General features: G+C 71.4%; 24 protein-coding genes. 10 read left to right on the top strand and 14 right to left on the bottom strand.

Annotation, left to right across the window (positions count from 1 at the left end):
* Positions 1-144: 144 nt before the first annotated feature.
* The 4 genes from ADK67_RS40365 to ADK67_RS40380 form a co-directional block, all read right to left on the bottom strand.
* A complete protein-coding gene (locus ADK67_RS40365; RefSeq protein ID WP_053721866.1) occupies positions 145-1,188 on the bottom strand; it encodes an ABC transporter permease in 1,044 nt (347 codons plus the stop codon).
* Positions 1,185-2,099: an ABC transporter ATP-binding protein gene (locus ADK67_RS40370; protein ID WP_053721867.1), complete on the bottom strand. Its 915-nt coding sequence runs from the start codon at positions 2,097-2,099 to the stop codon at positions 1,185-1,187. Before ADK67_RS40370 ends, ADK67_RS40365 begins: the two co-directional genes overlap by 4 nt.
* A gap of 117 nt (positions 2,100-2,216) precedes the next feature.
* Positions 2,217-4,451, bottom strand: a complete 2,235-nt coding sequence (locus ADK67_RS40375) for a GH92 family glycosyl hydrolase (protein ID WP_082404550.1) — start codon at positions 4,449-4,451, stop codon at positions 2,217-2,219.
* Positions 4,452-4,466: 15 nt separating this feature from the next.
* Complete coding sequence (locus ADK67_RS40380) at positions 4,467-7,709, bottom strand: GH92 family glycosyl hydrolase (RefSeq protein WP_082404552.1); 3,243 nt, start codon at positions 7,707-7,709, stop codon at positions 4,467-4,469.
* Positions 7,710-7,952: 243 nt separating this feature from the next.
* Between ADK67_RS40380 and ADK67_RS40385 the strand changes: the two genes are divergently transcribed.
* The 5 genes from ADK67_RS40385 to ADK67_RS40405 are packed head-to-tail and all read left to right on the top strand — an operon-like array spanning position 7,953 to position 12,684.
* Positions 7,953-8,936 (top strand): LacI family DNA-binding transcriptional regulator, encoded by a 984-nt coding sequence (locus ADK67_RS40385; RefSeq protein ID WP_053721894.1) that lies wholly within the window; start codon positions 7,953-7,955, stop codon positions 8,934-8,936.
* Positions 8,933-9,943: a class I mannose-6-phosphate isomerase gene (locus ADK67_RS40390; protein ID WP_053721868.1), complete on the top strand. Its 1,011-nt coding sequence runs from the start codon at positions 8,933-8,935 to the stop codon at positions 9,941-9,943. The genes ADK67_RS40385 and ADK67_RS40390 overlap by 4 nt, the downstream gene beginning before the upstream one ends.
* Before the next feature lie 2 nt (positions 9,944-9,945).
* Complete coding sequence (locus tag ADK67_RS40395; RefSeq protein WP_053721869.1) at positions 9,946-10,707, top strand: ATP-binding cassette domain-containing protein; 762 nt, start codon at positions 9,946-9,948, stop codon at positions 10,705-10,707.
* Positions 10,704-11,702, top strand: a complete 999-nt coding sequence (locus tag ADK67_RS40400; protein WP_053721870.1) for an ABC transporter permease — start codon at positions 10,704-10,706, stop codon at positions 11,700-11,702. Before ADK67_RS40395 ends, ADK67_RS40400 begins: the two co-directional genes overlap by 4 nt.
* 13 nt (positions 11,703-11,715) lie before the next feature.
* Positions 11,716-12,684 carry an ABC transporter substrate-binding protein gene (locus ADK67_RS40405; RefSeq protein WP_053721871.1) on the top strand — a complete coding sequence of 323 codons (969 nt, stop codon included), beginning with the start codon at positions 11,716-11,718 and terminating at the stop codon, positions 12,682-12,684.
* A gap of 178 nt (positions 12,685-12,862) precedes the next feature.
* On the opposite strand, the gene ADK67_RS40410 is transcribed toward ADK67_RS40405, so the two are convergent.
* The gene (locus tag ADK67_RS40410; protein WP_231648596.1) at positions 12,863-13,861 is read right to left on the bottom strand and encodes a hypothetical protein; all 999 of its coding nucleotides are present in this window, start codon (positions 13,859-13,861) and stop codon (positions 12,863-12,865) included.
* A gap of 129 nt (positions 13,862-13,990) precedes the next feature.
* Here ADK67_RS40410 and ADK67_RS40415 point away from each other — a divergent pair, with 129 nt between their 5' ends.
* Positions 13,991-15,481: an alpha/beta hydrolase gene (locus ADK67_RS40415; RefSeq protein WP_053721873.1), complete on the top strand. Its 1,491-nt coding sequence runs from the start codon at positions 13,991-13,993 to the stop codon at positions 15,479-15,481.
* Here the strand turns inward: ADK67_RS40415 and ADK67_RS40420 are convergent, their stop codons facing one another.
* Genes ADK67_RS40420 through ADK67_RS40430 form a run of 3 tightly spaced genes read right to left on the bottom strand, consistent with a single transcriptional unit; the run spans position 15,482 to position 18,165 of the window.
* Complete coding sequence (locus tag ADK67_RS40420) at positions 15,482-16,129, bottom strand: response regulator (RefSeq protein ID WP_053721874.1); 648 nt, start codon at positions 16,127-16,129, stop codon at positions 15,482-15,484.
* Between the two features lie 9 nt (positions 16,130-16,138).
* Positions 16,139-17,719, bottom strand: a complete 1,581-nt coding sequence (locus ADK67_RS40425) for a GAF domain-containing protein (protein ID WP_053721875.1) — start codon at positions 17,717-17,719, stop codon at positions 16,139-16,141.
* Positions 17,720-17,766: 47 nt separating this feature from the next.
* Complete coding sequence (locus tag ADK67_RS40430) at positions 17,767-18,165, bottom strand: pyridoxamine 5'-phosphate oxidase family protein (protein WP_053721876.1); 399 nt, start codon at positions 18,163-18,165, stop codon at positions 17,767-17,769.
* Positions 18,166-18,280: 115 nt separating this feature from the next.
* Here ADK67_RS40430 and ADK67_RS40435 point away from each other — a divergent pair, with 115 nt between their 5' ends.
* Positions 18,281-19,150: an arylamine N-acetyltransferase family protein gene (locus ADK67_RS40435; RefSeq protein WP_053721877.1), complete on the top strand. Its 870-nt coding sequence runs from the start codon at positions 18,281-18,283 to the stop codon at positions 19,148-19,150.
* Here ADK67_RS40435 and ADK67_RS40440 read toward each other — a convergent pair.
* From ADK67_RS40440 to ADK67_RS40455, 4 genes are read right to left on the bottom strand one after another with little or no spacing between them, the layout of a single operon-like run.
* Positions 19,122-19,646 carry a hypothetical protein gene (locus ADK67_RS40440; protein ID WP_053721878.1) on the bottom strand — a complete coding sequence of 175 codons (525 nt, stop codon included), beginning with the start codon at positions 19,644-19,646 and terminating at the stop codon, positions 19,122-19,124. The genes ADK67_RS40435 and ADK67_RS40440 overlap by 29 nt on opposite strands.
* The gene (locus ADK67_RS40445) at positions 19,643-20,227 is read right to left on the bottom strand and encodes a hypothetical protein (RefSeq protein ID WP_053721879.1); all 585 of its coding nucleotides are present in this window, start codon (positions 20,225-20,227) and stop codon (positions 19,643-19,645) included. Before ADK67_RS40445 ends, ADK67_RS40440 begins: the two co-directional genes overlap by 4 nt.
* Positions 20,224-21,189, bottom strand: a complete 966-nt coding sequence (gene meaB / locus ADK67_RS40450; protein ID WP_053721880.1) for a methylmalonyl Co-A mutase-associated GTPase MeaB — start codon at positions 21,187-21,189, stop codon at positions 20,224-20,226. Before meaB ends, ADK67_RS40445 begins: the two co-directional genes overlap by 4 nt.
* A gap of 4 nt (positions 21,190-21,193) precedes the next feature.
* Positions 21,194-22,381 carry an acetyl-CoA C-acetyltransferase gene (locus ADK67_RS40455; RefSeq protein ID WP_053721881.1) on the bottom strand — a complete coding sequence of 396 codons (1,188 nt, stop codon included), beginning with the start codon at positions 22,379-22,381 and terminating at the stop codon, positions 21,194-21,196.
* A 125-nt stretch (positions 22,382-22,506) separates the two neighbouring features.
* Here ADK67_RS40455 and mce point away from each other — a divergent pair, with 125 nt between their 5' ends.
* Positions 22,507-22,950: a methylmalonyl-CoA epimerase gene (gene mce / locus ADK67_RS40460; protein WP_053721882.1), complete on the top strand. Its 444-nt coding sequence runs from the start codon at positions 22,507-22,509 to the stop codon at positions 22,948-22,950.
* Positions 22,951-22,972: 22 nt separating this feature from the next.
* Here the strand turns inward: mce and ADK67_RS40465 are convergent, their stop codons facing one another.
* Together ADK67_RS40465 and ADK67_RS40470 are read right to left on the bottom strand one after the other, a co-directional pair.
* On the bottom strand, positions 22,973-23,530 hold the full coding sequence (locus tag ADK67_RS40465; protein ID WP_053721883.1) for a TetR/AcrR family transcriptional regulator: 558 nt from the start codon (positions 23,528-23,530) through the stop codon (positions 22,973-22,975).
* Positions 23,531-23,596: 66 nt separating this feature from the next.
* Positions 23,597-23,959, bottom strand: a complete 363-nt coding sequence (locus tag ADK67_RS40470; RefSeq protein WP_053721884.1) for an SPW repeat protein — start codon at positions 23,957-23,959, stop codon at positions 23,597-23,599.
* Positions 23,960-24,170: 211 nt separating this feature from the next.
* Between ADK67_RS40470 and ccrA the strand changes: the two genes are divergently transcribed.
* Together ccrA and ADK67_RS40480 are read left to right on the top strand one after the other, a co-directional pair.
* A complete protein-coding gene (ccrA, locus tag ADK67_RS40475) occupies positions 24,171-25,484 on the top strand; it encodes a crotonyl-CoA carboxylase/reductase (protein ID WP_053721885.1) in 1,314 nt (437 codons plus the stop codon).
* A 69-nt stretch (positions 25,485-25,553) separates the two neighbouring features.
* The coding region (locus ADK67_RS40480) for a chromosome segregation protein (RefSeq protein WP_053721886.1) at positions 25,554-26,605 on the top strand (1,052 nt) is incomplete at its 3' end.

The following is a 26,605-nucleotide window of genomic DNA, read 5'->3' on the forward strand; positions in this document are numbered from 1 at the left end:
CCCGAGTTCAACGCTCAGAACAGTCGATCTTGTTCTGAGCGTTGAACTCACGTGTTCTGAACGTAGGACACGCGCGACGCGAACGTAGGACACGCGCGACGTGGAGGTAGGACTCTCGAGCGGTGAACGTAGGACTCTCGCGGGTCAGTCTTCCCAGCGGAAGATGCGGGCGGCGATGAAGCCCACGACCAGGGTGAACGCGATCAGGACGGCGGAGGGGACGAGGAGGGCTTCGACGCCCTTGCCCCGCACCAGGACGTCCAGCATGCCGTCGTTCATGTGGCGCAACGGGAAGACGTTCGACACGGTCTGCAGCCACGGCGGGGCGTTCTCCACCGGGAAGAACGTGCCCGACAGGAACGCCATCGGCATGATGATGATGTTCGCCGCGCCCGACGCCGCCTCCTCCGTCTTGCAGAACGCGCCCACCAGCATCCCGACCGCGAAGAACGCCGTCGTGCCCAGCACCAGCAACGGCAGCGCCAGGTACCACTGGCCGGTCAGCTTCAGCCCGAACACCGGCAGCAACGCCACCGCCACGAACGCCACGCCCTGCGCCACCGCCGTGCCGATGCTCACCAGCACCCGCGACGTCAGCACGGTCGTCGTGCTCACCGGCGCCAGCCGGATCCGCCGCAGCACCTGCTTCTTCCGCCACGACACCATGGTCAGCGCCGCCCCGAACACACCCGAGATCGAGATCGCCCACGACAGGATGCCCGGCGTCAGGTACTGGATCGGCTTGAGCGACGCGTCCTCGACCGACTTCGTCTCCAACGTGAACCGCGGCGCCACGTTCGCCGCACCCAGGTTGATCTTGTCGACCACGCCGGACACGATCCCGAGCACGGTGCCCGCCGCGACCTGGTCGCTGGCCGCGTAGATCAGCTCCACGCGATCGCCGGAGACCACCACGGCGGCGGGCAGGTCGCCGTCGTCCACCTTCTGCCGCGCGCTCGCGACGTCACCGTGCTTCTCCAGCTCGATCGCGCCGGTCTGCTCCAACGTCGTCAGCACGGGCCCGTCGCCCACCGCCGCGATCTTGGTCTTGTCGCTGCCCGAGTCGCCGAGCAGCAGCCCGAACACGACGAGGAACATCAGCGGGAACAGGAAGACGAAGAACAACGTCATCTTGTCCCGCAGGAAGCCCTTGATCATCGCGGCCGACAGGCTCCGGAACGCGGTCATGCGCGGTACTCCCGTCCGGTCAGGTCGAGGAAGACGTCCTCCAGCGTGGCCGTGCGCACCTGCAGGCCGTCCAACGTGCCGCGCTCGGCCAACGCCGACAGCACCGGCGCGGGCTTGCGGGTGGAGATGGTCAACGACACCTCGTCCTCCTGCGCGTCGTCCACACCGGTGATGCCCCGCGCCGCCTCACGCGTCAGCAGCCCCTTCTGCAGCACCACGTGCGTGGGCGCGTCGAGACCGCGCACCAACGTCGCGGGCGCGTCCATGGCGAGGATCCGTCCCCGGTCCATGATCGCCACGCGGTCGCACAGGATCTCGGCCTCGTCCAGGTAGTGCGTCGTGTAGACGATGGTCTTGCCCCTGGCCTGGATCGCGCGCAGCACGTCCCACAGGTTGCGCCTGGCCTGCGGGTCCAGCGCGGCGGTCGGCTCGTCGAGGAAGACGAGGTCCGGGTCGTGGACGAGGGCGCACGCGATCGACAGGCGCTGGCGCTGGCCGCCGGAGAGCTTGTTCTCCTGCACGTCCGCCTTGTCGGTCAGGCCGACGAGCTCCAGCATCTCGTCCGCCTTGCGCCGGCTCACGCCGTACAGCGAGCCGAACGTCTGGAGCTGTTCACGGGCGGTCAGCTTCTCGAAGAAGCTCGACGCCTGCAGCTGCACGCCGATGCGCGGCAGCAGCTTCGGGTTGCGCGGCCACGGCTGCTCGCCGAGCAGCGTCACCTGGCCGCCGTCGGGCTTGCGCAGCCCCTCGACGATCTCCAGCGTGGTGGTCTTGCCCGCGCCGTTCGGCCCCAGGATGCCGAAGAACTCCCCCTCGGCGACGGTGAACGAGACGCCGTCCACCGCCTTCAGCTCGCCGTAGCTCTTTCTGATGTCGGCAACCACGACGGCCGGTATGCGTGCCCCTGTCATGGCTGGACGGTATGCCGTGCCGGGAGCCGCCGGCGGCGCTTCGATCCGTTCGCGACGGAAGTCAGCGCCGATCGAGACTTTCGGCGGATCCCCTGGTAGCTCTGCGCGCGGAGCCGATCACGAGACGTGCTCACCTGTGCAGGGCGAGGGCGGTGCGGACGACGGGCCGGTCGCCCACGTCGCCTCCGCGGGGTCCGTCGTCAGGGCGTAGTCGAGGTGCGCGCCGTCGAGCCGGTCGACGTTCAGGTACGCCTGGTCCCACGGCGTGCCGTCGACGGCGAGCGAACGCACGTACTGCAGCTTCGACGGGTCCGCGCCGGCCGCCGTGACGGTGATGTCACGGCCGTTCTCCAGGTGCACCACCGCCCGGTCGAACCTCGGCGCGTTCAGCACGAAGTCACCGGTGCCCGGCGTCACCGGGTACAGGCCCAACGCGCTGAGCACGTACCAAGCCGACATCTGACCCAGGTCGTCGTTGCCGGTCACGCCGTTCGGCGCGTCGACGAACAACGTCTGCGCCGCCCGCACCACGGCCGACGTCTTCCACGGCTGCCCCACCAGCGCGTACAGCCACGGCACGTGCAGGTCCGGCTCGTTGTTGGGGTTGTAGCGGAACTGGTTGTAGTAGCTGTAGGGCCCGACGACCCACTTCGAGCGCACGGTCCCCGCCGGGTCCGCCACCAGGTCCGGGTAGGCGAAGAAGTCGTCCAGCCGGGCCAGCGCCGCGGCACGGCCGCCGAGCAGTCCGACCAGACCGGGCACGTCCTGCTGCGCCAGCCACTGGTACTGCCACGCCGTGCCCTCGTGGAAGCCGTCCGGGCCCTGCGGGCTGAACGGCGCCAGCCACCTGCCGTCGCGCAGCTTCGGCCGGGGGAAGCCGGTGAACCCGCGGTCGGACACCGAGCTGTCCCACAGCACCCGGTAGTTCAGCCCGCGGCGGCGCAGGATCTCGGCGTCGTCGTGGTGCCCCAGCGCCTGAGCCATGATCCACAGCGAGCAGTCCGCCAGCGCGTACTCCAACGTCGCCGAAGCGCCGTGGTGCGGGTCGACGTCCTGCCCCTTCTTGCGGAAGTCCTTGTCGTACTGCACGAAACCGTTCCGCAGGTAGGACGGGTTGCCCGCCCGGCCCTCGAACGGCGACGACGGCGGCGGCACACCCGTCGCGTTCTGCCACAGCGCGTCGTAGGCCCGCTCCTCCAGCCCCTCCAGCGCGCCGAACCGCCACAGGTCCACCAGGAACGGCGTCACGGGGTCGCCGGTCATGGTGTTCGTCTCCTGGTTGGCGTAGGCCCACCGGGGCAGCCAGCCGCCCTGCTCGTGGATCGCCAGCAACGACCGCGCGATGTCCTTCGCCCGCGCCGGCCGCAGCAACGCCAGCAGCTGGTTCTGCGCGCGGTAGGTGTCCCAGAGCGAGAAGTACTCGTAGTAGGTCCAGCCGTCGGCCGTGTGCACCCGCCCGTCGAACCCGCGGTACCGGCCGTCCACGTCGTTGCCCGTCAACGGTTGCAGCAGCACGTGGTAGAGCGCGGTGTAGAAGACGGTGCGGTCGGTGCCGGTCGAGGACGTCTCGACGGTCGACAGCTCACGCCGCCACGCCTCCTGAGCCGCCGCGCGCAACTCCTCGAATGCCTTCCCCCGAGCTTCGCCGAGGTTCCTCGCGGCGCCGTCCGCGTCCACGTGCGAGATCGCGGTGGCCGCGGTCACCGGGCCGTCCTCGAACGTCACCCACTGCCCGCGCAGCCCCGCGCCGCCCTCCGCGCCACCCCAGTTGCCGGTCGCCTTGAACGGCCGGTCGAACGTCGTGGTGAAGTACGTCGTGTACGGCTTGCCGCCGCAGAACGCCTGCGCCACCACGGTTCCGGCCAACGTCCGGTCGTCCACCACCCGCACGCCGCTGGAGAAGACCGGCTCGCCGTCGTTCGCCTGGCCCACGTTCACCAGCACGTGCGGCGTCACGCCCGCCGGGAACGTGAACCGCTCCACCCCGGCACGGGTCGTCGCCGTCGTCTCCACCGTGATGCCGGACGCCAGCCGCACGCGGTAGTACCCGGGCTTGCCGACCTCGCCCTCGTGCGTGTACGCGGCGCCGTACGCGCGGTGGTCGAAGGTGCGCGGCAGGCCCGTGGTCGGCAGGATCGACACCAGGCCGCCCTGCTCCGAGCACCCCGCCCCGGACAGGAAGAAGTGCCCGAAGCCCCGGATCACCGGGTCGTCGTAGCGGTAGCCGGCGTAGTGCGAGCCGATCGGGCTCGAATGGGCCATGCCGAACGGCATCGACGCGCCCGGGAACGTGTTCCCGTCGTCCTTCGTGCCGATGAACGTGTTCACCGACTCCACCGGGTCAGCCGTCACCGATCCACCATAGGGTCACGCCACCGCGATGGCGAACACGTGCAACGTCCCGCCGGTCACCGACGCGGGCAACGTCACCGACCGGACCTGCTTGCCCGCCTGCAACGCGATCGGCGCGGTCGCGAACACGTGCACCTTGAGCTGCTGCGGTTCCCCGCTGGAGTTGTTGCGGTACGGCGTCGTGGCCACGGTCCGGTTGTCGAACGACGGCGGCAGGTTCGCCGCGCCGCCCAGCGCCCAGTCGGAGAACCCGACCTCGGCGCTCTGCGTGCTGCCGTCGGTGTAGGTGACGGTGAGCGTGCCGGACGCCTTGCCACCCGCCGCGCTGCCCAGCAGCCCGAGCTTCGCCGCACCCGCCGGCGCGGTGAGCGTCACCGTCTCGCCGGACGCGTTCACGTTGTCCGACTCACCGACCGGCGACGTGGGCCAGGTGTAGGTGAGGCCGTCGGAGGCGACCGTGCCGCCCGGTGTCACGCCCGCGGCGGCCAGCGCCTCCCGCGAGTAGCTCCACCCGCCGCCGTCGAAGTTGCCGATGGCCTGGTCGTCGTCCGGTGACGTGCCGACGTTGTCGAACGCCGCGCGCAGGCTGCCCGGCTCGGCCACCAGCACCGAGATCGTGGACCTCTGGCCCGTCGAGAACGTCAGCGGCACGCGGAGGGTCTGCTCGGGCGCGTCGGCGGCCACCGCGACGGTGACCTCGACACCGGCCTTCTCCCCCGGCGGGATCGTCACCTGGCCGGACGTCGGGGTGAGCGTGATCCCGGCCGGTGGCTGCGCGGTCCACGACACCTTGCCGCCGTCGCCGGAGAAGTCCTGCGCGCCGATCGTCACGGTGCCGCTGCCGCCCGCGGGCAGCACCAGCCGTCCCGGTTCCACGTACGCCTGCTGCCCGACCTCGCCGTCCCGGAACGAGGGCGGCGCGTCGGCCGGTCCCGTGCCCCAGGCGGTGGGCGTCGCGGACAGCCCGAACTCGACCGTGCCGCCGTTCGCGACGAACGACTCGGGCAGCCAGGTGCGGGTCTGCGCGCGGCCGTTCAGCTTGAGGTCCGCCACGTGGGCGCCGCTGCCCGACGCCTTGATCACGATCGGCGCGCCGTTCGGCCGGGTGATCGTGACCTCGCTGAACAGCGGGCTGTTGAGCACCAGCTCGGCGCGGCCCGGGATCACCGGGTACATGCCCAGCGCCGCCCACACGTACCAGGACGACATCTGGCCGAGGTCGTCGTTGCCCATCAGCCCGTCCGGACCGGGGCCGAACAGCTCGGTGACCGCGCGCCGCGTCACGGCCTGGGTCTTCGCCGGCGCGCCCGCCCAGTTGTAGAGCCACAGCGAGTGCATGATCGGCTCGTTGCCGAGGAACGCGTACGGCTCGTCCGGGCCGGCGTTCAGCTTGGTGAAGAACGCGTCCAGCCGGTCGCGGACCTTCGCGTCGCCGCCCATCGCGGTGAACAGGCCGCGCGCGTTGTACGGCACCATCCACGTGTACTGGGCGGCGTTGCCCTCGACCCAGTTGTCCGGGCTGCCCGGCGTGAACGGCTCCACGTACGAGCCGTCCCGGTTGCGGGCCTGGGTGTAGCCGGTGGCCGGGTTGAAGACGTTCTGCCAGTACTGGGCGCGTTTCATGAACGTCTGCCAGGTCGCGCCGTCGCCCAGGCGGCGGGCGAGGTCGGCGATGGCGAAGTCCGCGGTCGTGTACTCCAGGGTCGTCGCGGGCGGACCCCAGACGTTGCGCGCGCCGATCGGCACGTACCCGAGGTCCATGTACTCGGTGAGGCCGGGGCGTTCCTCGTAGCCCTGGGTCGGCTGGGTCGCGCCGCGCAGCATCAGCAGCAGGGCTTTCCGCGCGTCGAAGTCCTTGGCGCCGAACGCATAAGCGCTGGCCACCATCACGTGGTACGGGTCGCCGACCATGACGCCGGTGTACCCGTTGGCCACCGTCCAGCGGTCCCACGAGCCGCCCTGCTCGGCGAACGCCATCATCGAGCGGACCATGTCCGAGGCTTCCGCGGGCGCGAGCAGCGACAGCAACTGCATCTCGGAGCGGTAGACGTCCCAGCCGGAGAAGTTGGTGTAGACGGCGTGGCCGCGGTCGGCGGTGTGGACGCGGCCGTCGAAGCCGGGGTAGCGGCCGTCGACGTCGGAGAAGACGTTGGGCTGCAACAGGGAGTGGTAGAGCGCGGTGTAGAACGTGGTGCGCTGGGCGTCCGTGCCGCCAGTGACCTTCACCTGGTTGAGCCGGTCGTTCCACGCCTGGCGGGCGGCGGCGCGCACGGCGTCGAACGACTTGCCGTTGCTCTCCGCCTTCAGGTTGTTCTTCGCGCCGTCGATCGAGACGAACGACAGGCCGACGCGCATCGTGACGTCCGGGTCGTCGAACGTCACCCAACCGCCCGAACCCGGACCCGACACGGTGGTGTCCTCGGCTTCGACATCACGCCCGCCTTGCGCCTCAAGGGTTTTCGGCGCGTCACCGAGGCCGTCGCGGACGCCGGAGCCGCCGCGTTCGGTCGACCGGCCGGGCGTGACGGCGCCGTTCTTCCAGGTGCCGACGGAGGCGAACGGCTGGTCGAACCGGGCGTGGAAGTACACCCGGTAGCGGTGGTCCGCGCCGCAGAACCGGCCGCTGGTCGCCCAGCCGCTGATGGTGTCAGCGCCGATGGTGACCTCGGCGTCGTCCGTGCCGGAGATGGAGCCGGAGGTGTTGACCAGCAACGTGGACGGCTGCCCGCCGGGGTAGGCGAACCGGCCGACGCCCGTGCGCTGCGTGACCGTCAACTCGACCTTCGTCCCGCTGTCGAGGGTCACCCCGTAGTAGCCGGGGGACGCGGCCTCGTTGCCGTGCGAGAACGTCGACACGTACCGGTCGGGGTCGGTCGCGGGCGACGTGGTCACCTCGCCCGTGAACGGCATGATCGGGATGTCCTGGTAGGTCGAGCAGCCCGCGCCGGACAGGTGGGTGAGGCTGAAGCCCCGGATCCGGTCGTCCTCGTAGGCGTAGCCGCCGTGCTGGCGGGTCACCGTGTCCGGGCTCCACTGCACCATGCCGAACGGCACGTCCGCGCCGGGGAAGTTGTTGCCCGCGCCGCCGCCGGTGCCGTGGTCCGGGCCACCCGGCTGGGTGCCGACGAACGGGTTCACCCACCTCGCCAGGTCGTCCGGCTGCGCCCGCGAGGCGACCGGATGGGCCACCGCGAGTGCCGCCGAGAGACCCATCACCGCCGCGAGGGTGAAAGTCGTCCGCACCTTCGACGTTCCCATGAGCGCGCCTCCGGAGTCCGAATTGTCGGCTTGGCCGACGGTTGACAACGCTGTCCACGAACGATCCGTAATCGCATACTCGCGGAGAGTGTGGGGGTGGCGTCAACCCCGAGGCCGACTGTTGTCCGGTTCGAGACAGTGCCGGGCGTTGACATCCGTTAATACGAGGTGTGTGATTCGCGCACTATGACAACGTTGTCCCCGAACGGCGCGGCAGGCGCCCGCAAGGTGCGGCGGGCCACGATGAACGACGTGGCGCGGCTGGCGGGCGTCAGCATCAAGACCGTCTCACGCGTGGTGAACGACGAGGCGGGCGTGCACCCGGCCACGGCCGAACGGGTGCTCGCCGCGATCGACCAGCTCGGCTTCCGGCGCAACCTCAGCGCCCGCAACCTGCGCCGCGGCTCGTCCACGGGCACGGTCGGCCTGGTGCTGGAGGACGTCGGCAACCCGTTCTACTCGGGCGTCACGCGCGCGGTCGAGGAGATCGCCCGGCTGCGCGGACGGCAGGTCATCACCGGTTCGTCCGACGAGGACCCGGCGCGGGAGCGCGAGCTGTCGCTGGAGTTCTGCTCGCGCCGCGTGGACGGGCTGCTGATCGTGCCCGCCGGGTTGCAGCACGGGTACCTCGTGCCGGAGATGCGGGCGGGCACGCCGGTGGTGTTCCTGGACCGGCCGGCGGGCGACGTGGTGGCCGACACCGTGCTGGTGGACAACATCGGCGGCACCGCCGAGGCCGTCACGCACCTGGCGTCGTTCGGGCACCGGCGGATCGCGTTCCTCGGCGACGCGCCGGACATCTTCACCGCCAACGAACGCCTCCGCGGCTACCGCGAGGGCTGCCTGCGGACCGGCATCGGTTATCACGAGTCGCTGGTCGTCATGGGCCCGCACGACGAGGAGTCGGTGCGCAAGGCGTTGCAGGGCCTGCAGAACGCCGCCGACCCGGCGACCGCCGTGGTGACCGGCAACAACCGGATCACCGTGCACGCGGTGCGCGCGTTGGCGGGCAGCTCGGTGCGGCCCGCGCTGGTGGGCTTCGACGACTTCGAGCTGGCCGACCTGCTGTCGCCGCCGGTGACCGTGATCGCGCACGACGCGAGCGCGCTCGGCAAGGCAGCGGCGGACCTGCTCTTCGCCCGACTGGACGGCGACGGCTCCCCACCGCGCCGCGTCGTCCTGCCGGTCCGGTTGGTGGCCCGTGGATCAGGAGAGGTACCGGCATGAGTTCCGACACCCAGCCCGTCACGCTGGAGGCCAACCAGCCACGGCAGTTCTACCGGGGCGGTGCGGCCATCGCGGCGTTCCGGAGCCGGGACGTGGCCGACCGGGGGCCCGAGGACTGGGTCGCGTCGACCACCACGCAGTTCGGCAAGGACGAGGCCGGGTTGTCCCGCCTGCCGGACGGGCGGTGGCTGCGCGACGCGGTGGCGGCGGACCCGGCGGGGTGGCTGGGCGCGGAGCACGCGGCGGAGTTCGGCGCGGACACCGCGCTGCTGGTGAAGCTGCTCGACGCCGGGCAGCGGCTGCCCGTGCACTGCCACCCGTCCGACGCGTTCGCGGCCACCCACCTCGGCTGCCGGCACGGCAAGACCGAGGCGTGGATCGTGATCGGCACGGCCGGCCCCGACCCGACGGTGTACATCGGGTTCCGCGAGGACGTGCCCGCCGCCGTCGCCGCCGACTGGGTGTCCACTCAGGACTCCGCCGCGATGCTGGCCGCGTTGAACCCGGTCAAGGTCTCGCCCGGCGACACGGTGTTCGTGCCCGCGGGCGTGCCGCACGCGATCGGCGAGGGCGTGTTCATCGTCGAGCTCCAGCAGCCGACGGACTTCTCGGTCACGTTGGAGTGGCGGGGTTTCCTGGCCGACGCCGAGGCAGGCCACCTCGGTCTCGGCTACGACAAGGCGTTGGACTGCCTGGAGCGCCGCGCCCAGTCACCCGGCGACCTCGTGCGCCGGACGCGGGCGCTCACCGGGCCGTCGGTGGACCTGTTCGACGCCCAGGCCGACCCGTTCTTCCGCGCCGACCGGCTGCACGTGTCCGGCACGGCGGCGCTGGAGCCCTCGTTCGGCGTGTTCGTGGTGCTGGAAGGCGCCGGCACGCTGGGGCCTGTCGCGGTGCACCGGGGCAGCACGGTGGTCGTGCCGCACGCGGCGGGTGAGGTCGTGGTGACCGGCGACGTGGTCGCCATCCGGTGCAGGCCGCCACTGGTGTCGAGCCTACGGAGCTGACGATGGCGTTACCCCTGCTGGACGCACGAGAGTTGGTGAAGCACTACGGGAACGTGGAGGCGTTGCGCGGCGCCTCGTTCACCGCGCACGCGGGCGAGGTCGTCGCGCTCGTGGGCGACAACGGCGCGGGCAAGTCGACGCTGGTGAAGTGCCTGTCCGGGGTGGCGCGGCCGGACTCGGGGACGATCCTGCTCGACGGCACGCCGGTCGTGCTGGACTCGCCGGTGGCCGCGCGGGCGCTCGGCATCGAGACCGTCTACCAGGACCTGGCCGTGGCGCCGGACCTCGACCCGGCGGCGAACCTGTTCCTCGGCCGGGAACTGCGCCGCGGCGGCCTGCTCGGCAAGCTCGGCGTGCTGGACAAGCGGGAGATGCGGCGGCGGGCCGTGGCGTCGTTCCACGACCTCGGGGTGTCGCTGCCGGACGTGGACGTGCCGATCGGCGCGCTGTCCGGTGGTCAGCGGCAGAGCGTCGCGGTGGCCCGTTCGGTGGTGTGGGCGAGCCGGTTGGTGTTCATGGACGAGCCGACCGCGGCGTTGGGCGTGGTCCAGCGCGAACGTGTGCTCGACGTGATCCGGCGGGTGCGGGACCAGGGCATGGCGGTGGTGCTGATCAGCCACAACATGCCCGAGGTGCTGGCCGTGGCGGACCGGGTCGAGGTGCTGCGGCTCGGTCGGCGGGTGGCCCGGTTCGACGCGGCGACGACCACGGTCGAGGAGTTGGTCGGTGCGATGACCGGCGCGTTGTCGCAGGAGGACGCGTGACGCCCCGCACCGGCCTGCGCCGACGGTTGGTCGGCGCGAACACGTTGTGGATCGCGGTGGTGCTGCTGGTGCTGATCGCGGTGTTCGGCGCGCTGCGGCCGGACGCGGTGCTGACCGCGTTCACGTTGCAGACGACGCTGGTCGAGACGTCGGTGCTGCTGGTGCTGTCGGTCGGCATGACGTACGTGATCATCACCGCCGGGATCGACCTGTCCGTCGGCTCGGTGCTGGTGTTCTCCGGCGTCACGTCGGCCATGACCATGAACGCCCTGCACGACGGCAACGCGACCACCGCCGGCTGGGGCGTGGTGCTCGTCGGCCTGCTCGTGGCCCTGGCGTCCGGCGCGGCGTGGGGCCTGGTGAACGGCCTGCTCATCGCCCGCACGGGCATCCCTCCGCTGATCGTGACGCTTGGGTCGTTCGGCGCGGCGCTCGGTGCCGGGCAGCTCATCTCCAACGGCTCGAACGTGGCCGGGGTGCCGGACGTGCTCAGCGACACCCTGGGCACCGGGACGTGGTTCGGCGTGCCCAACCTGGTGCTGCTGGCCGCCGCGGTGACGGCGGTGGGCGCGCTGGTGCTGGGCACGACGGCGTTCGGGCGGCACACGTACGCCATCGGCTCCAACGAGGAGGCGGCCCGCCGGGCGGGCATCCCGGTGACCCGCCACCTGGTCCGGGTGTACCTGCTCGCGGGCGTGCTGGCGGGGCTGGCCGGGTTCATGGCGCTGGCCTACTTCCGGGTCGCGTCGATCACCGGGCACGACACCGACAACCTCAACGCCATCGCCGCCGTGGTGCTCGGCGGCACGAGCCTGTTCGGCGGCGCGGGGTCGGTGGTCGGCACGGTGCTCGGGGTGTTCATCCCGGCCGTGCTGCGCAAGGGGTTCGTGATCGTCGGCGTGAACGTGTACTGGCAGCCGATCGCGGTGGCGCTGGTCCTGGTGGCGGCCGTGTGGCTCGACCAGTCGCGGAGAAGGGCGCGCGACAAACGCTAAAGAGAGGGAGAACATGTCAAGGACGACGGTTGCTCTTGTCTCAACGGCTTTGCTGCTCACCGCGTGCGGTGGCGGTGGGCAGATCGGCGACACCGGCGGCACGGGTGACGCGAAGAAGATGGTGCTGATCCCCGGTGTGGCCGCGGAGCCGTTCTACATCTCGATGGAGTGCGGTTTCCGCGAAGCCGCCTCGGCGGCGGGCTACGAGGTCGACGTGCAGGCGCCGGCGAAGTTCGACGCCACCCTGCAGACCCCGATCGTGACGGGCGTGCTGGCGAACAAGCCCGGCGCGGTGCTCATCGCGCCGACCGACGACAAGGCCATGGCCGGGCCGATGCGGCAGCTCAAGGACGCCGGCATCAAGGTCGTGGAGGTCGACACCAAGCTGGAGGACACGTCGATCGCCTCGTCCACGATCTCGTCGGACAACGAGCAGGGCGGACGGCTGGCGGCGCGGACGTTGGCCGAACTGGTCGGCGACCGGCCCGGGTCGGTGCTCGTGCTGAACACGAAGGCGGGCACGTCGACCACGGACGCGCGTGCCGCCGGGTTCGAGGAGGAGGTCAAGAAGCACCCGAACCTGAAGTACGTCGGGCAGCAGTACACCGACAACGAGCCGGACCAGGCGGCGTCGAAGGTGACCGCCACGCTGTCTGCCAACCCGGACCTGATCGGGGTGTTCGCCACGAACCTGAACACCGGCGAGGGCGCGGCGACCGGGTTGCGCAACGCGGGCAAGACCGGCGTGGTGAACCTGGTCGGGTTCGACGCGTCACCCAAGCAGGTGGAGGACCTGCGGGGAGGCGCGGTGCAGGCGCTGATCGCGCAGGACCCGGCGACCATCGGCCGCACCGGCGTCGAGCAGGCCGTGGCGGCGCTGGAGGGCAAGCCGGTGCAGCGCGACATCGAGACCGACCTGGTCGCGCTGACCAAGGCGGACATGGAAGCCAACTCGAAGTACTTCTACCGCCAACGCTGCTAACCCGAGAGTCCAACACTCAGCCCTCGAGAGTCCTACTCCCAGGCCGCGCGTGTCCTACGTTCAGAACGCGCGTGTCCTACGTTCAGAACGCGCGTGTCCTACGTTCGCGTACCCCGAGTTCAACGCTCAGAACAGTCGATCTTGACTCTCGAGCGGTGAACGTAGGACTCTCGAGTGGTCAGAGGTACTTGTTGGCCAGTTCCGAGTACTCCTTCTCCAGGTCGTCGGCCAGGTAGGCGACGTAGGCCCAGGGCACGTCGTGCACGTGGTCGCGCATGCCGAGCAGGTGGCGCTTCGCCCGCGGCGCGTCGTCGGCCAGGGCGAACGCCGCCGCGAACAGGTTGTGCGCCTGCAACGCGCGCGGGTGGGGCTTGGTCGGGGTCGAGTCCCACTTGTCGGCCGCCGTGGCGATCTCGTCGCGGTGCCGGGTGAAGTAGCGCATCTTCAACGTCGCGATCTTCAACGCCGACCGCGCCTGCACGGCGTCCTCGAACTGCTCCAGGAAGATCTCGAAGTGCGCCAGCGGCAGCATGGCCACCACCGGGTCGCCGGGCGGCGCGGCGTCGACGCTGCCGTGCGCGAACGCCATCATCTCCTCGGCCGACCCACCCCACTTCGACGCGAGGATCTGCAACCGGGTCCAGTGCGCCGGGTACAGCGACGCGCACCGCGCCACGATCTCCCGCCACACCTCGTCCTTCTGGTCCCGGTCGACCTGCAACCCGAGGCCGGCGGTCTGCAACTGCGCCCACGGCACGGCGTCGCGCGGCAGGAGCTTCGCGGCCTCGTGCAGCGGGCCGACGGCCTTGCGGAGGGTGCCGAAGAAGACCTTGAACCGGTCCTTGCCGACGCTGTCGGCCCGCCCCGAGCCGCGGATCGCCCACGCCTCCCGGATGAACGCCGTGCCGGCCAGCAGCCACAGGTCCGGGTCGGTGTTGTTCTTCGCCAGCTCCAGCAGCTCGTCGGCGTGCCCGATGGCGTGCTCCCCGAGCACCTCGGCCCGCAGCGCCCTCACCTCGGGGTCGTCACGGCACTCCGCGAGCACCGTGGTCGCCGCCCTCAGGTGCCCCGCGTCCATCTCCTCCGCCGCGATGTCCAGGATCGCGTCGTCGTAGGTGTGGTCCCGCACCACTTCACGGGCGATCGCGGCAGGCCGCTTCCTCCGGAAAATCCCCACTCCAGCGACCTTACTTTCCTCCGAGCCCGAGTGGCTTAAGTCTTTCGTAGAGCCGAACAGGGCCTTTCTGCGGTTGTCCCCCAGGGTACGTGCGCGGTGAGGTGGGGTCCTCGACGGAGGGGGACATCCATGCGAGCGAGAATCGCCATCGCCGTGACCGCGGCCCTGATCGGCGCCGCCTTGCCGACGTACGCGCAGGCCGAGCCGGTGCCGGACCAGACCATCACCTGGACGGCGTGCGCCGAGTTCGACGGCCTGGAGTGCGGCACGTTCCAGGCGCCGTTCGACTGGCGCACGCCCGACGACGGCCGCGAGATCACCATCGCGGTGAGCCGGCTCAAGGCGCGGTCCGGCCAGGCGAAGGGCTCTGTGCTGACCAACCCGGGTGGTCCGGGCGGCCCCGGCCGCGGCCTGCCGCTGCTCTACGCGGACCGCGCCAAGCTGGTGGCCGACCTCGACGTCATCGGCATCGACCCGCGCGGCACGGGCGCGAGCACGAACGCCACCTGCGGCGGGTACGACTGGATCGGGATCGCCGACCCGCGCGACCGCAGCCGGGCCAACACCAAACTGCTCTACGACTCCGCGGAACTGCAGGCCACCGCGTGCCAGGCGCGTTCGGGCGAGTTCGGCAAGGTGGTCAACACCGAGCAGACCGTCCGCGACCTGGACCTGCTGCGCCGGCTGCTCGGCCGGGAGAAAGTGCACTGGATCGGCTACTCGGGCGGCACCTGGATGGGCGCGTACTACGCCACCCTGTTCCCGGACCGGGTCGACAAGTTCGTGCTCGACTCCAACACCGACTTCACCTCGACGTTCCAGGACGTCTTCGACAACTTCGGCTACGGCTTCGAACGCCGGTTCCGGGTCGACTTCCTGCCCTGGGCGGCGAAGTACGACGGCCTCTACCACCTGGGCACGACCGCCGAGCAGGTCCGGCAGACCTACGAGACGACCCGCGCGAAGCTGGCCGCGAACCCGCTGCCGCTGCCGGACGGCTCCGTCGTCGACGGCGTCCGGCTCGACCTGGTGCTGATCCGGGCGCAGTACGACAAGCACCAGTTCCCGGCCGCGGCGGAAGCGCTGGCGGCGGTCGGCCAGGCGACGAAGGCGGGCGCACCGGCTCTGGCCACGTACCCGGACGCGGCCAACGCCACGCTGTACGCCATCGCGTGCAACGACACGAAGTTCCGGCACAACCGGGCCACCCTGGCCGCGGAGGCCGAACGGCTCGGCGAGCAGTACCCGCTGTTCGGCTACTACCAGGTGCTGGCGCCGTGCGCGTTCTGGGACCGGCCGCCGCTCGACCTGAAGAAGCCGACCGGCAAGGGCGTGCCGCCGGTGCTCATGGTGCAGTCGGAGCGCGACCCGGCGACGCCGCTGGAAGGCGCGCAGCGGGCCCACCGCAACTTCGCGGGCTCACGGATGCTCACCGTGACCGACGAGGGCGACCACGGCATCTACGGCTTCGGCAACCCGTGCGTGGACGAGGTCGTGGAGGCGTTCATCGTGGACGGCAAGGTGCCGTCGGGCGACCTGACCTGCCCGGGGACGCCGATGCCCGACCCGACCGCGCCCGCCGCCGCGAGCACGCGACCGCTGATCGGGTGGCCGTTGTAGCTAGAGCCCGCCGGCCTGCCGCCGGCGCGCGGCGTAGACACCGGCCTCGGTCCGGCGGTCGAAGCCGAGCTTGTGCAACAGCGAGGAGACGTAGTTCTTGACCGTCTTCTCGGCCAGGAACAGCCGGTTCGCGATCTGCCGGTTGGTCAGGCCCTCGGCGATCAGGTCGAGGATCCGCCGCTCCTGCGGGCTCAACGCCGCGTAGCGCGGGTCCTCGACCGGTCCGCCGCGCAGCCGTTGCAGCACGGTCGCGGTCACGCCCGAGTGCAGCAGCGAACCGCCCGCGGCCAGCGTCCGGATGGCGGACACCAGGTCGTTGCCGGAGACCTGCTTGAGCATGTACCCGGCCGCGCCCGCCATGATCGCGCCGAACAACGCCTCGTCGTCGGAGTACGACGTCAGCATCAGGCACGCGGGCGGCGGCTGGACCGTCGAGCGGATCTCCCGGCACACGGTCACGCCGTCGCCGTCGGGCAGCCGCACGTCGATGACGGCCACGTCGGGCCGGTGGAACGCGGCGGCGGACACGGCCGTGGCGGCGCTCTCCGCCTCACCGACCACGTCGATGTCGGACTCGACCGCCAGCAGTTGCTGCAGCCCGCGCCGGACGATCTCGTGGTCGTCCACCAGAAGCACCGAGATGGACATGTGCCCTCCCTACACCGATACCAACGGCACGGACCACGTCAGCGTTACACCCCGGCCCCCGGCCGACTCGACCTCGCACGAACCGTCCCACCTCGCGGCCCGCGCCGCCATGTTCACCAGGCCGCCGGTGTGCCTGCCCCGCCTGGGCGGCAGGCCGTCGCCGTCGTCGCGCACGACCAGCCGCAGGTTCGTCGCCGCCCGGTCGACCACCACCTCGACCTCGACCTTCTTCGCCGACGCGTGCCGGGCGGCGTTGGCCAGCGCCTCGCGCAACGTGGCCAGCAGGTCCGGCCGCACGTGGTCGGGCACCACCGAGTCGATCGGGCCGTCCATCGCCAGCGCGGGCTCGAAGCCGAGCAGCCGGGTCGACTCCTGCACCACCTTCATCAGCTGGGCGCGCAGGTCGGCCGCGCCGGCGGGCGGCTCCTGGAGCGAGAAGATGGTGCGCCGGATCTCCCGGATGGTCTGGTCGACCTCGGTGACGAAGTCCGCCAGCCGCTGCGCCACCATCGGCTGCTCCACCAGCCCGTTCATGCTCTGCAACCCCAGGCCCAGCCCGAACAGCCGCTGCACGACCAGGTCGTGCAGGTCGCGGGCGATCCGGTCGCGGTCCTCCAGCACGGCCAGCCGCCGTCCGGCGCCGGTGGCCCTGGTGAACTCCAGGATCAGCGCGGCCTGCCGGGCGAACGACTCGACCAGCGCCACGTCCGAGGCGTCGAACGGCCGCTGCTCACGCGCCCGCGCCACCATCAGCACGCCGAGCACCCGCTGACCGGCGGCCAGCGGCGCGAACACCACCGGGCCGATCCGGGTCTGGCCGGGCAGCCCGTCGAGCACCTTCGCCTTGCCGGTGTCGAACACCTCGTGGGCCGGGCCGCCCTCGCCGGACGCGCTGAACCCGCGCACCTCGCCGTCCACCACCCGCACGGCCAGCTCACCCTGCACGTCGGGCAGCGCCAGCAGCGCGTTCACGCCGTCCGCGGCCAGCCGGGCGCGCACCGCGACCAGGCGCAGCGCGTCCCGGTCCGGGGTGCCGGTGAGCAGCGCGTTCGTCACCTCGTTGGACGCGCGCAGCCACACCTCCCGCTGCTGCGACTGCGCGTAGAGCCGGGCGTTCTCGATGGCGATGCCCGCCGCCGCGGCCACCGCCACCACGAGTTCGCGGTCGGCGCGGGTGAAGTCGGAGCCGTCGGCCTTGTCGCTGAGGTAGAGGTTGCCGAACACCGCGCCGCGCACGTGCACCGGCACGCCGAGGAAGCCGGGACCGGACGGGTCGAACGTCGTCGGCTCCGACCCGGTCTTCTCGAAGTCGGTGTTGTGGTGGCCGTCGTCGTAGGTGAACTCCAGCAGCTGCCGGTTCGGCCCGACCACGGCCAGCGCGCCGTACCGGGCGCCGACCAGGTCGCACGACGACTCGACGATGCGGCGCAGCACGTCGGGCAGCGACAGGTCGCTGGCCAGCGACACGACCGCGGCCAGCAACCGGTGCAGCCGCTCCTGCGAGACGACCACCTCGGTGGTGCGGTCGGTCAGCTCGCGCAGCAGGCCGTCCAGCCGCCGCTCGGCGTTCGCGTCCGGTGATCCGGCCACCCGTGACCACCCTCCGGGTCGGCAGGTCTCGAGGTTAACGCGTCCGCCTACGGGATGCGACGGCCCGTCAGGACCTCCAGATCGAGGACCAGGAAGTGGTCGCCGCCGCCGTAGCCGCGCGAGGCGAGCGGCAGTCCCCGCAACCGGGCCAGCAGCGCCTGCTCCTCGACCTCGGTGACGTGCCCGACCGCCATCACCGACCAGCCGCGGGACAGGTCCGGCGCGACGTCGTCGATCTGGAACGCGACGATCGTGTCCCGGGCGACGAGGGTGGCGCTGCCGTCCGGCACGCGCAGCACGACGCACTCGCCGTCGAGCACGAACACGACGGGGTGCACCACCGGCAGCGCCATGTGGGTGTAGACGAGGCGGCCGATGGCGGCTGTGCCGAGCAGCTTCAGGCATTCCTCGCGGGACAGGACCTGAAGCCCAGCGGAGTCGTACATCGCACCTCTTCGTCGCGCCCAGTCGCTGGGATCAACGTTCGGCGTTGTGATCGTCGTTGCCTAGAGTCGGAAGTCCCGGCTTAGACCTGCACCACCCGGATGGGGGATTTCCAGAATGACCTCTTTCGACGTATTCGCGTTCCTGCGCCGCCTCGGCCTGGCCGAGGCCGAACCGCCGAGCGTGGCGGCGTTGACCCGGTTGCACCAGGCGTTCGTCGAACGGGTGCCGTACGAGACGGTCGAGATCCAGCTCGGCCGCGTGACCTCGGTGGACCCGCTCGACTCGGTGGCCCGCGTGCTGGCCGGCCGCGGCGGGTACTGCTTCCACCTCAACGGCGCGTTCGCCGAGCTGCTGCACGCGCTCGGCTACCACGTGCGGAGGCATCCCGGCGGCGTGCAGACGACCGCGGACATCGAGCCCGCCATCACCCGCAGGCACCTCGCGCTCACCGTGCGCGACCTGCCGGACTCCGACGACGTCTGGCTGGTGGACGCCGGCATGGGCGACGGGCTGCACTCGCCGCTGCCGCTGCGCGAGGGCGTGCACCGCCAGGGTCCGTTCGAGTTCGAGCTGGGGCCGTCCACGGCGGCGCCGGGCGCGTGGCGGCTGGGTCACGACGCGCGCGGCAGCTTCCACGCCATGCACTTCGCGCCGGACGACGTCGGCCTCGACCACTTCACCGACCGGCACGTGGACCTGTCCACGTCACCCGAGTCGGGGTTCGTGCGCACGTTCGGCGTGCTGCGGGCCGACGGCCGCGGCTGGGACGTGCTGCGCGCGTTGACCCTGTCCCGCGTCGCGGAGACGACCGCCAAGACGGTGCTGGACGACCGCGCCGACTGGTTCACCGCCCTGGCCGACGTCTACGGGCTGGTCGTCGACGAGCACGACCGCGAAGCCCTGTGGCGCAAGGCGGTGTCCCAGCACGAGGCGCACCTGGCGACGGCTCAGCCGGTCACATCGCCGCGCCCGGTCCGGCGCTGAAGTGCGGCACGTACCCCCGGTAGATCTGGGGTGCGTGCCGCTTGAACGCCAGGTCGAGCATGTCGCCGCCGATGTCGTCGGCCAGCTGGACCCAGTGGCCGAACGGGGTCGTCGGGATGCTGCGGTACGTGGCCGTGAAGGCACTCGGGTCGTTCGGGACCAAGTGCAGCCACAGCGTCGGCTTGGGCCTGCCGTCGTACGACAGGGCCACCGCGGCCAGCTCGTACCACGGCACCGCCCACAGCCGGCCCTTCTCCTCCCAGCGCAGGCCCTGCGGCTCGACCACGAGCCGGCGCGGCCTGGCCTTCCGCCGCCAGACGCCGCCGCCGATCAGCCCGCCGACCGCGACCAGCGGCCCGACGAACATCGCCGCCAGGTGGCCGTCGGAGTAGGCCAGGAACATCATCACGATGCCCAGGAGCGTGAAGCCGAGCTGGACCGCGAGCCCGGCACGTCGCTCGGCCCGATTGCCGAAGGGAATCTCGATCTCTCTCATGACAACCCCACCGTGAAGCCCTCGTCCTGCACTCCGCGGTACAGGTGCGGTGCGAATCCAAGCACGGCCCGCTCGACCACCGGGATCAACGCCGCCGCGTCACCGAGCGGGAGCCGGTAGGCGCCGTCCTCGCGGGCCAGGTGCGCCATGTCGGCGTGCCTGCCCCGGAAGTCCTGGTGGTCGGCGGGCAGCAGGTCCAGCCGGACCATGGTCTTGCGCAGCACGGCGTCGGCCGGGTCCACGACCCGTTCCCGCGTCCGCGAGATCCGCACCGCGCCCAGCTCGTGCCACGCCACGGCCCACGGCGCGCCCTGCGGGTCGTCCCACCGCACGCCGAGCGCCTCGAACACCAGCAAGCGCTGCCGGGAGATCTTCTTCCAGTTCAGCACCGCGGCGAGCGCGATGCCCGTGAACGCGATCCCGATGACCAGCGCGATCGTCCCACCGACGCCCTCGCCGTCGGCGTACGCGCTCACCGCGCCCACGAGCGCCAGCACACCCAGCGCGCCGGCCACCACACCGCCGATGATCACCCGACGGGTGTCCCGCGTGCCGATGTCCACCACCACCGGCGTCGTCATGCCCCCACCCCCTCGACCAGTCGATCAGCCGCAGCGTAGGGGTCCAGCTCACCCGCCACGACCCGTTTGGCCAGGGTTTCGAGGCCGGACGCGCCGCGCAATCCGCCGATCCGGGAACGCAGCCGCTCCAGCGCGATGGCCTCGATCTCGCCCGCGGCCCTGGTCGCGCGGCGTCGTGCCAGCTCACCGCGTTCGACGAGCCACGCGTGGTGCGCGTCGATCGCGTCCACGACCTCGTCCAGCCCCGCGGCGCGGGACGCGACCGTCTTCACCACGGGAGGCCGCCACCGGCCGCCCTCCCGGTCCCGGCGGCCCAGCGAGATCATGTGCTTGAGGTCGCGCGCGGTCTGGTCGGCGCCGTCGCGGTCGGCCTTGTTGACCACGAACACGTCGGCGATCTCCAGGATGCCCGCCTTCGCGGCCTGGACGCCGTCGCCCATGCCGGGCGCGAGCAGCACCACCGTGGTGTCGGCCAGCGACACCACCTCGACCTCGGACTGGCCGACGCCGACCGTCTCGACCAGCACCACGTCGCAGCCCGCCGCGTCGAGCACGCGCAACGCCTGCGGCGTGGCCCAGGACAACCCGCCGAGGTGACCGCGGGTGGCCATGGACCGGATGAACACGCCGGGGTCGGTGGCGTGCTCGCCCATCCGCACCCGGTCGCCGAGCAGCGCGCCGCCGGAGAACGGCGACGACGGGTCCACGGCCAGCACCCCGACCCGCTTGCCCCGCCCGCGGTAGGCCGCGACCAGCGCGGACGTCGACGTGGACTTGCCGACGCCCGGCGCGCCCGTCAGGCCGATGACCTGCGCGTTGCCGCAGAACGGGGCCAGTGCGCCCGCCACCTCGCGCAGCTGCGGGCTGGCGTCCTCGACGAGCGAGATCAACCGGGCGACCGCGCGCGGCTGTCCCTCGCGCGCGCGGTCGACCAGCTCGGCTACGTCAACGGTGCGGGCCACACCTCTAGACCTTAGGCACGCGGACGATCAGGGCGTCGCCCTGACCACCGCCGCCGCACAGCGCCGCCGCGCCCACGCCGCCGCCGCGCCGCTTCAGCTCCAGCGCGAGGTGCAGGGCGATGCGGGCGCCCGACATGCCGATCGGGTGACCCAGCGCGATCGCGCCGCCGTTGACGTTGACCTTGTCCTCGGCGATGCCCAGCTCGCGGGTGGACACCAGGCCGACCGCGGCGAACGCCTCGTTGATCTCGACCAGGTCCAGGTCGGCCGGGTCGATGCCCTCCTTCGCGCACGCGGCCTTGATCGCGTTCGCGGGCTGCTCGTGCAGGCTGGCGTCCGGACCGGCGACGACGCCGTGCGCGCCGATCTCGGCCAGCCAGGTCAGGCCCAGCTCCTCGGCCTTGGCCTTGCTCATCACGACCACGGCCGCCGCGCCGTCGGAGATCTGCGACGCCGAGCCCGCGGTGATCGTGCCGTCGGAGGCGAACGCCGGGCGCAGCCTGGCCAGCGTCTCCACCGTGGTGTCGCCGCGCACGCCCTCGTCGGTGGCGACCAGCACCGGGTCGCCCTTGCGCTGCGGGATGGAGACGGGCGCGATCTCCTCGCCGAAGACGCCGTTCTCCGCGGCCTTGGCGGCCAGCTGGTGCGACCGGGCGGAGAACGCGTCCTGCTCCTCGCGGGTCAGGCCGTAGCGCGCGTTGAACTTCTCCGTGGAGGCGCCCATCGCGACCTGGTCGAACGCGCAGAACAGGCCGTCGTGCGCCATGTGGTCGAGCATCGTGACGTCGCCGTACTTGAACCCGCCGCGGGACTTCTGCAGCAGGTGCGGCGCCTGGGTCATGGACTCCTGGCCGCCCGCCACCACGACGTCGAACTCGCCGGCGCGGATGAGCTGGTCGGCCAGCGCGATCGCGTCGATGCCGGACAGGCACACCTTGTTGATCGTGAGCGCGGGCACGGTCATCGGGATGCCCGCGTTGACCGCGGCCTGGCGCGCCGGGATCTGGCCCGCGCCCGCGGTCAGCACCTGGCCCATGATCACGTACTGCACCTGCTCGGGCGCGACACCGGCCCGTTCCAGGGCCGCCTTGATCGCGACGCCGCCGAGCTGGGCGCCGGAGAAGTCCTTCAACGATCCGAGCAGTCGCCCCATCGGGGTTCGGGCCCCGGCGACGATGACGGAACCGGACACAGCAGCCTCCACAGCGGGTGTAAGCGGTTGTTAACACGCCACGATACCCACGGTTACCGCGGAGTAAGCCTGTGAGGCGTCGCACAGGGCGACCTGCACCGATTCGGCCACTAGCCTTCGTGCCCATGGAAGAACTCCGCGGGTTCGTCACCGCCATCGACCACGTCGGCATCGCCGTGCCGGACCTCGACGCCGCGATCGCGTTCCACCGCGAGCACTTCGGCCTCGATGTCGCGCACGAGGAGGTCAACGAGGAGCAGGGCGTGCGCGAGGCGATGCTGCGCGCGCCGGGCGACGACGGCACGGGCACCGCCGTGCAGCTGCTCGCGCCGCTGACGCCGGAGTCCACCATCGCGAAGTTCATCGGCCGGTCCGGGCCGGGGCTGCAGCAGCTGGCCTACCGGGTGTCCGATGTGGACGCGGCGGCCAAGGCGCTGCGCGCCAAGGGGTTGCGGCTGCTGTACGAGGAGGCGCGGCGCGGCACGTCCGACAGCCGGGTCAACTTCGTGCACCCCAAGGACGCGGGCGGCGTGCTGGTGGAGCTGGTGGAGCCGGCGGCGACCCACTAGCGCCGTTCGCTGGGGCCGTTCGCTAGGGCCGTTCCAGGGCGGCGGCCACGAACGTCAGCTCCAGGTCCATCCGGTCGTCGTCCGGCGCGTGCCTGGCCACCGAGTGCCGGTAGCTGACCGCGAGCGCGAGCAGCGCGGAGGCGCTGTCGACGTCCTTCGCGGCCACCGCCGCGCCGCCGGCGGCGATGATGACGTTGCGGATCTGCCGCGCCACCGACTGGTAGCGCTCGTGCAGCGCGTCGCGGACCGCCTTGTGCGTGTCCGCCTCACGCCACAGCAGGTGGCTGAGCAGCGGTGACGCGTCCAGCCGGGCGTCCAGCGCGGCGACGAGCCTGCGCAGGCTCTCCGCGATGTCGCCGACGACCACGACCCGGCGCGCGTCGACGTTGCCGTCCGGCAGTCGCTGCACGAGCGCTGCCAGCAGGTCGGCCTTGCGGCGGAAGTAGTAGTGCACGAGCCCTTTGGGCACGGCGGCCCGTTCGGCGATGCGCGAGGTCGGCGTCGCGTCGAAACCCGACTCGGCGAACAGCTCCTCGGCCGCTTGCAGGATCCGCTCCCTGGCCGACGAGTCCGCTACCAATGCGTGTGCCCTCTCCCCGTTGGACGGGCCCACGGCGGCAAGCCGTGGGCCCGGTTCTCGTCACTCTCAGGCGGTGCCGGGCACCCGGCCGCCGTGCGCCGCGTTCGCCAGCGGGACCGCCATGGCGCCCGCCGCGACGGTCAGCACACCGCCGACCCACGACACCCACGACGCGCCCGTCAGGTCGCTGTAGCCCATCACCCACGGTGAGATGAACAGCAGCGCGCCGAGGACCATCTGGAACCACTCGCCGTACACCATCCCGGGCATCGCGAGCGACGCGAGGCCGTCGATGGCGATCAGTGCGCCGAGCACGATCATCGTCCACATGGCCCCGGTGGTCGTCTCCACCACCAGGGGCGAGAGCAGCACCAAGACGCCGATGACGACCTCGGCCCAGTCCTGCCACCTGGTCCACGCCTTTGCCATGACTCGTACCTCCGTCCTGTCGATCGGACGGCTTCGATGGTCCGCTTGGTTGGCCGCCCGGTCAAGACCGACCGATCGGGGGAAATGCCAGTGCGGTGGCTCACAGCGCGTGTTCTGAATCGGTTACCCGTGGGTAACCTCCGGCCACTCGCGTGGACCTCTAGAGCCCGCCACACCGACCATCCCGAAGCCCCCATTGGGAGGGAACGCCGTGCAGAAGATCCTCGACGCGATCCTCGCGGACGAACTGGACGCGATCGGATCACTGGACGTACCGGAGAGCTACCGGGGCGTGACGGTGCACGCCGACGAGGTCAAGATGTTCGAGGGCCTGGCCACCAAGGACAAGGACCCGCGCAAGTCGCTGCACGTCGACGAGATCGCCACGCCCGAGCTGGGTCCCGGCGAGGCGCTGGTCGCCGTGATGGCGAGCGCCATCAACTACAACACGGTGTGGACCTCGATCTTCGAGCCGCTGTCGACGTTCGCGTTCCTGAAGAAGTACGGCGGCAGGCACGACCAGCCGTTCCACGTGGTGGGCTCCGACCTGGCGGGCGTGGTGCTGCGCACCGGACCCGGAGTGAACGCGTGGAAGCCCGGCGACCGGGTCGTCGCGCACTGCCTCGACGTGCAGCTGGAGCACCACGACGGGCACAGCGACACCATGCTCGACCCCGAGCAGCGCATCTGGGGCTTCGAGACCAACTACGGCGGTCTCGCCGAGATCGCGCTGGTCAAGGCCAACCAGCTGATGCCGATGCCCGCCCACCTGACGTGGGAGGAGGCGGCGTCACCCGGTCTGGTGAACTCCACCGCCTACCGGCAGCTCGTGTCCACCAACGGCGCGAACATGAAGCAGGGCGACACCGTGCTGATCTGGGGCGCGTCCGGCGGCCTCGGCTCCTACGCGACCCAGTTCGCGCTGAACGGCGGCGCCACCCCGGTGTGCGTCGTGTCGTCACCGGAGAAGGCCGAGATCTGCCGCCGGATGGGCGCGGAGCTGATCATCGACCGCAGCGCCGAGGGCTACAAGTTCTGGAAGGACGAGCACGAGCAGGACCCGCGCGAGTGGAAGCGGCTCGGCGCGAAGATCCGCGAGCTGACCGGCGGCGACGACCCGGACATCGTGTTCGAGCACCCCGGCCGGGAGACGTTCGGCGCGTCGGTCTACGTGGCGCGCAAGGGCGGCACGATCGTGACGTGCGCGTCCACCAGCGGGTTCATGCACCAGTACGACAACCGCTACCTGTGGATGAACCTCAAGCGGATCATCGGCTCGCACTTCGCGAACTACCGGGAGGCGTGGGAGGCCAACCGGTTGGTCGCCAAGGGGAAGATCCACCCGACACTGTCCAAGGTGTACTCCATGGAGGACACCGGGCAGGCCGCGCACGACGTGCACCGCAACGCCCACCAGGGCAAGGTCGGCGTGCTGACGCTGGCGCCGGAGGAAGGGCTCGGCGTGCGCGACCACGAGCTGCGCGCGGCGCACCTGGACGGGATCAACCGTTTCCGGGGCGTCTAAAGCGAAACCACTCCCGATGTGCGCCGCTCGGGTGACCGTCGCACATCGGGAGCGGGTAGCGTGAGCGGCATGGGCCTCGCCGACGACCGTGACCTCGTCCCCCTGGGATCCGGCTTCGACATCGTCAAGCGCGGGTACGACCGCGCCCAGGTCGAGGACCACCTGGAACGCCTGGACTCCGACCTGCGCCTGCTCGCGGCCGACCGGGACGCGGCGGTGTCGCAGACCAACGACCTGGCCCGCCAGCTCGAGGCGGCCCGGTCCGAGATCGCGGAGCTGCGCGGACAGGTGGAGCGGCTGTCGCTGCCGCCGACCACCCTGGAGGGCCTGAGCGAGCGGTTGCAGCGGATGCTGCGGCTCGCGCAGGACGAGGCGAACGAGATCAAGGCGCGGGCCGAGGCCGAGGGCGGGCACATCCGCGCCAAGGCCGAGGCCGACGCGGGGGTGCTGCGCACCCGGTACGAGAAGCTGATCGCCGAGCTCGACCAGCGGCGCACCGACATGGAGGCCGAGCACCGGGGCGTGCTGGAGAAGGCGCGGGCCGAGGCCGACCGGATCGTGGGCGAGGCGCGGGCCGAGGCGACCAGGTTGGACGAGGAGTCGCTCCAGCGCCGGACCACGGTCGAGGAGGACTTCGAGATCGCGATGGCGGCCCGGCGGGTCGAGTCGATGAAGACGCTGGCCGAGCAGGAGGCGTCGTCGAAGGGCGAGGCCGAGCGGCGGTTGCGCGAGGCGGCGGAGGAAGCCGCGCGCGTGCGTGCCCAGATCGCGCAGGAGCAGGCTTCGTCGAACGCCGAGGCGCAGCGCCTGGTCCGCGAGGCCACCGAAGAGGCCAACCGCCGTCGCCACGACTCCATCAGCGAGGCCACGGCCCGCGTGCAGGAGGCGACCGACGAGGCGAACCGCCGGGTGCGCGAGGCGACGGAGGAAGCGAACCGCCGCGTCACCCAGGCGAGCCAGAAGGTGGACGCCCTGCGCCAGCTCCGCAACCGGCTGTCCCAGCAGCTGCACGCCGTGAGCTCAGCACTGCACGACGTGACCCCCCTCCTGGACCCACTGGAGGAGGAACGCCCGCAGCCGCCACAGTCCTCCACCCCGGCCCCCACCGCTCCCTCCTCCAC

Origin of the sequence: Saccharothrix sp. NRRL B-16348, assembly GCF_001280085.1 — a bacterium.
Lineage (GTDB): Bacteria > Actinomycetota > Actinomycetes > Mycobacteriales > Pseudonocardiaceae > Actinosynnema.

Coding starts and splice junctions, on each gene's coding strand:
- ADK67_RS40380 (WP_082404552.1), bottom strand. CDS start 7,709: ATGGGAACGTCGAAGGTGCGGACGACTTTCACCCTCGCGGCGGTGATG.
- ADK67_RS40445 (WP_053721879.1), bottom strand. CDS start 20,227: ATGACGACGCCGGTGGTGGTGGACATCGGCACGCGGGACACCCGTCGG.
- ADK67_RS40440 (WP_053721878.1), bottom strand. CDS start 19,646: ATGAGAGAGATCGAGATTCCCTTCGGCAATCGGGCCGAGCGACGTGCC.
- ADK67_RS40470 (WP_053721884.1), bottom strand. CDS start 23,959: ATGGCAAAGGCGTGGACCAGGTGGCAGGACTGGGCCGAGGTCGTCATC.
- ADK67_RS40415 (WP_053721873.1), top strand. CDS start 13,991: ATGCGAGCGAGAATCGCCATCGCCGTGACCGCGGCCCTGATCGGCGCC.
- ADK67_RS40420 (WP_053721874.1), bottom strand. CDS start 16,129: ATGTCCATCTCGGTGCTTCTGGTGGACGACCACGAGATCGTCCGGCGC.
- ADK67_RS40370 (WP_053721867.1), bottom strand. CDS start 2,099: ATGACAGGGGCACGCATACCGGCCGTCGTGGTTGCCGACATCAGAAAG.
- ADK67_RS40390 (WP_053721868.1), top strand. CDS start 8,933: ATGAGTTCCGACACCCAGCCCGTCACGCTGGAGGCCAACCAGCCACGG.
- ADK67_RS40430 (WP_053721876.1), bottom strand. CDS start 18,165: ATGTACGACTCCGCTGGGCTTCAGGTCCTGTCCCGCGAGGAATGCCTG.
- ADK67_RS40435 (WP_053721877.1), top strand. CDS start 18,281: ATGACCTCTTTCGACGTATTCGCGTTCCTGCGCCGCCTCGGCCTGGCC.
- ADK67_RS40395 (WP_053721869.1), top strand. CDS start 9,946: ATGGCGTTACCCCTGCTGGACGCACGAGAGTTGGTGAAGCACTACGGG.
- mce (WP_053721882.1), top strand. CDS start 22,507: ATGGAAGAACTCCGCGGGTTCGTCACCGCCATCGACCACGTCGGCATC.
- ADK67_RS40365 (WP_053721866.1), bottom strand. CDS start 1,188: ATGACCGCGTTCCGGAGCCTGTCGGCCGCGATGATCAAGGGCTTCCTG.
- ADK67_RS40385 (WP_053721894.1), top strand. CDS start 7,953: ATGAACGACGTGGCGCGGCTGGCGGGCGTCAGCATCAAGACCGTCTCA.
- ADK67_RS40405 (WP_053721871.1), top strand. CDS start 11,716: ATGTCAAGGACGACGGTTGCTCTTGTCTCAACGGCTTTGCTGCTCACC.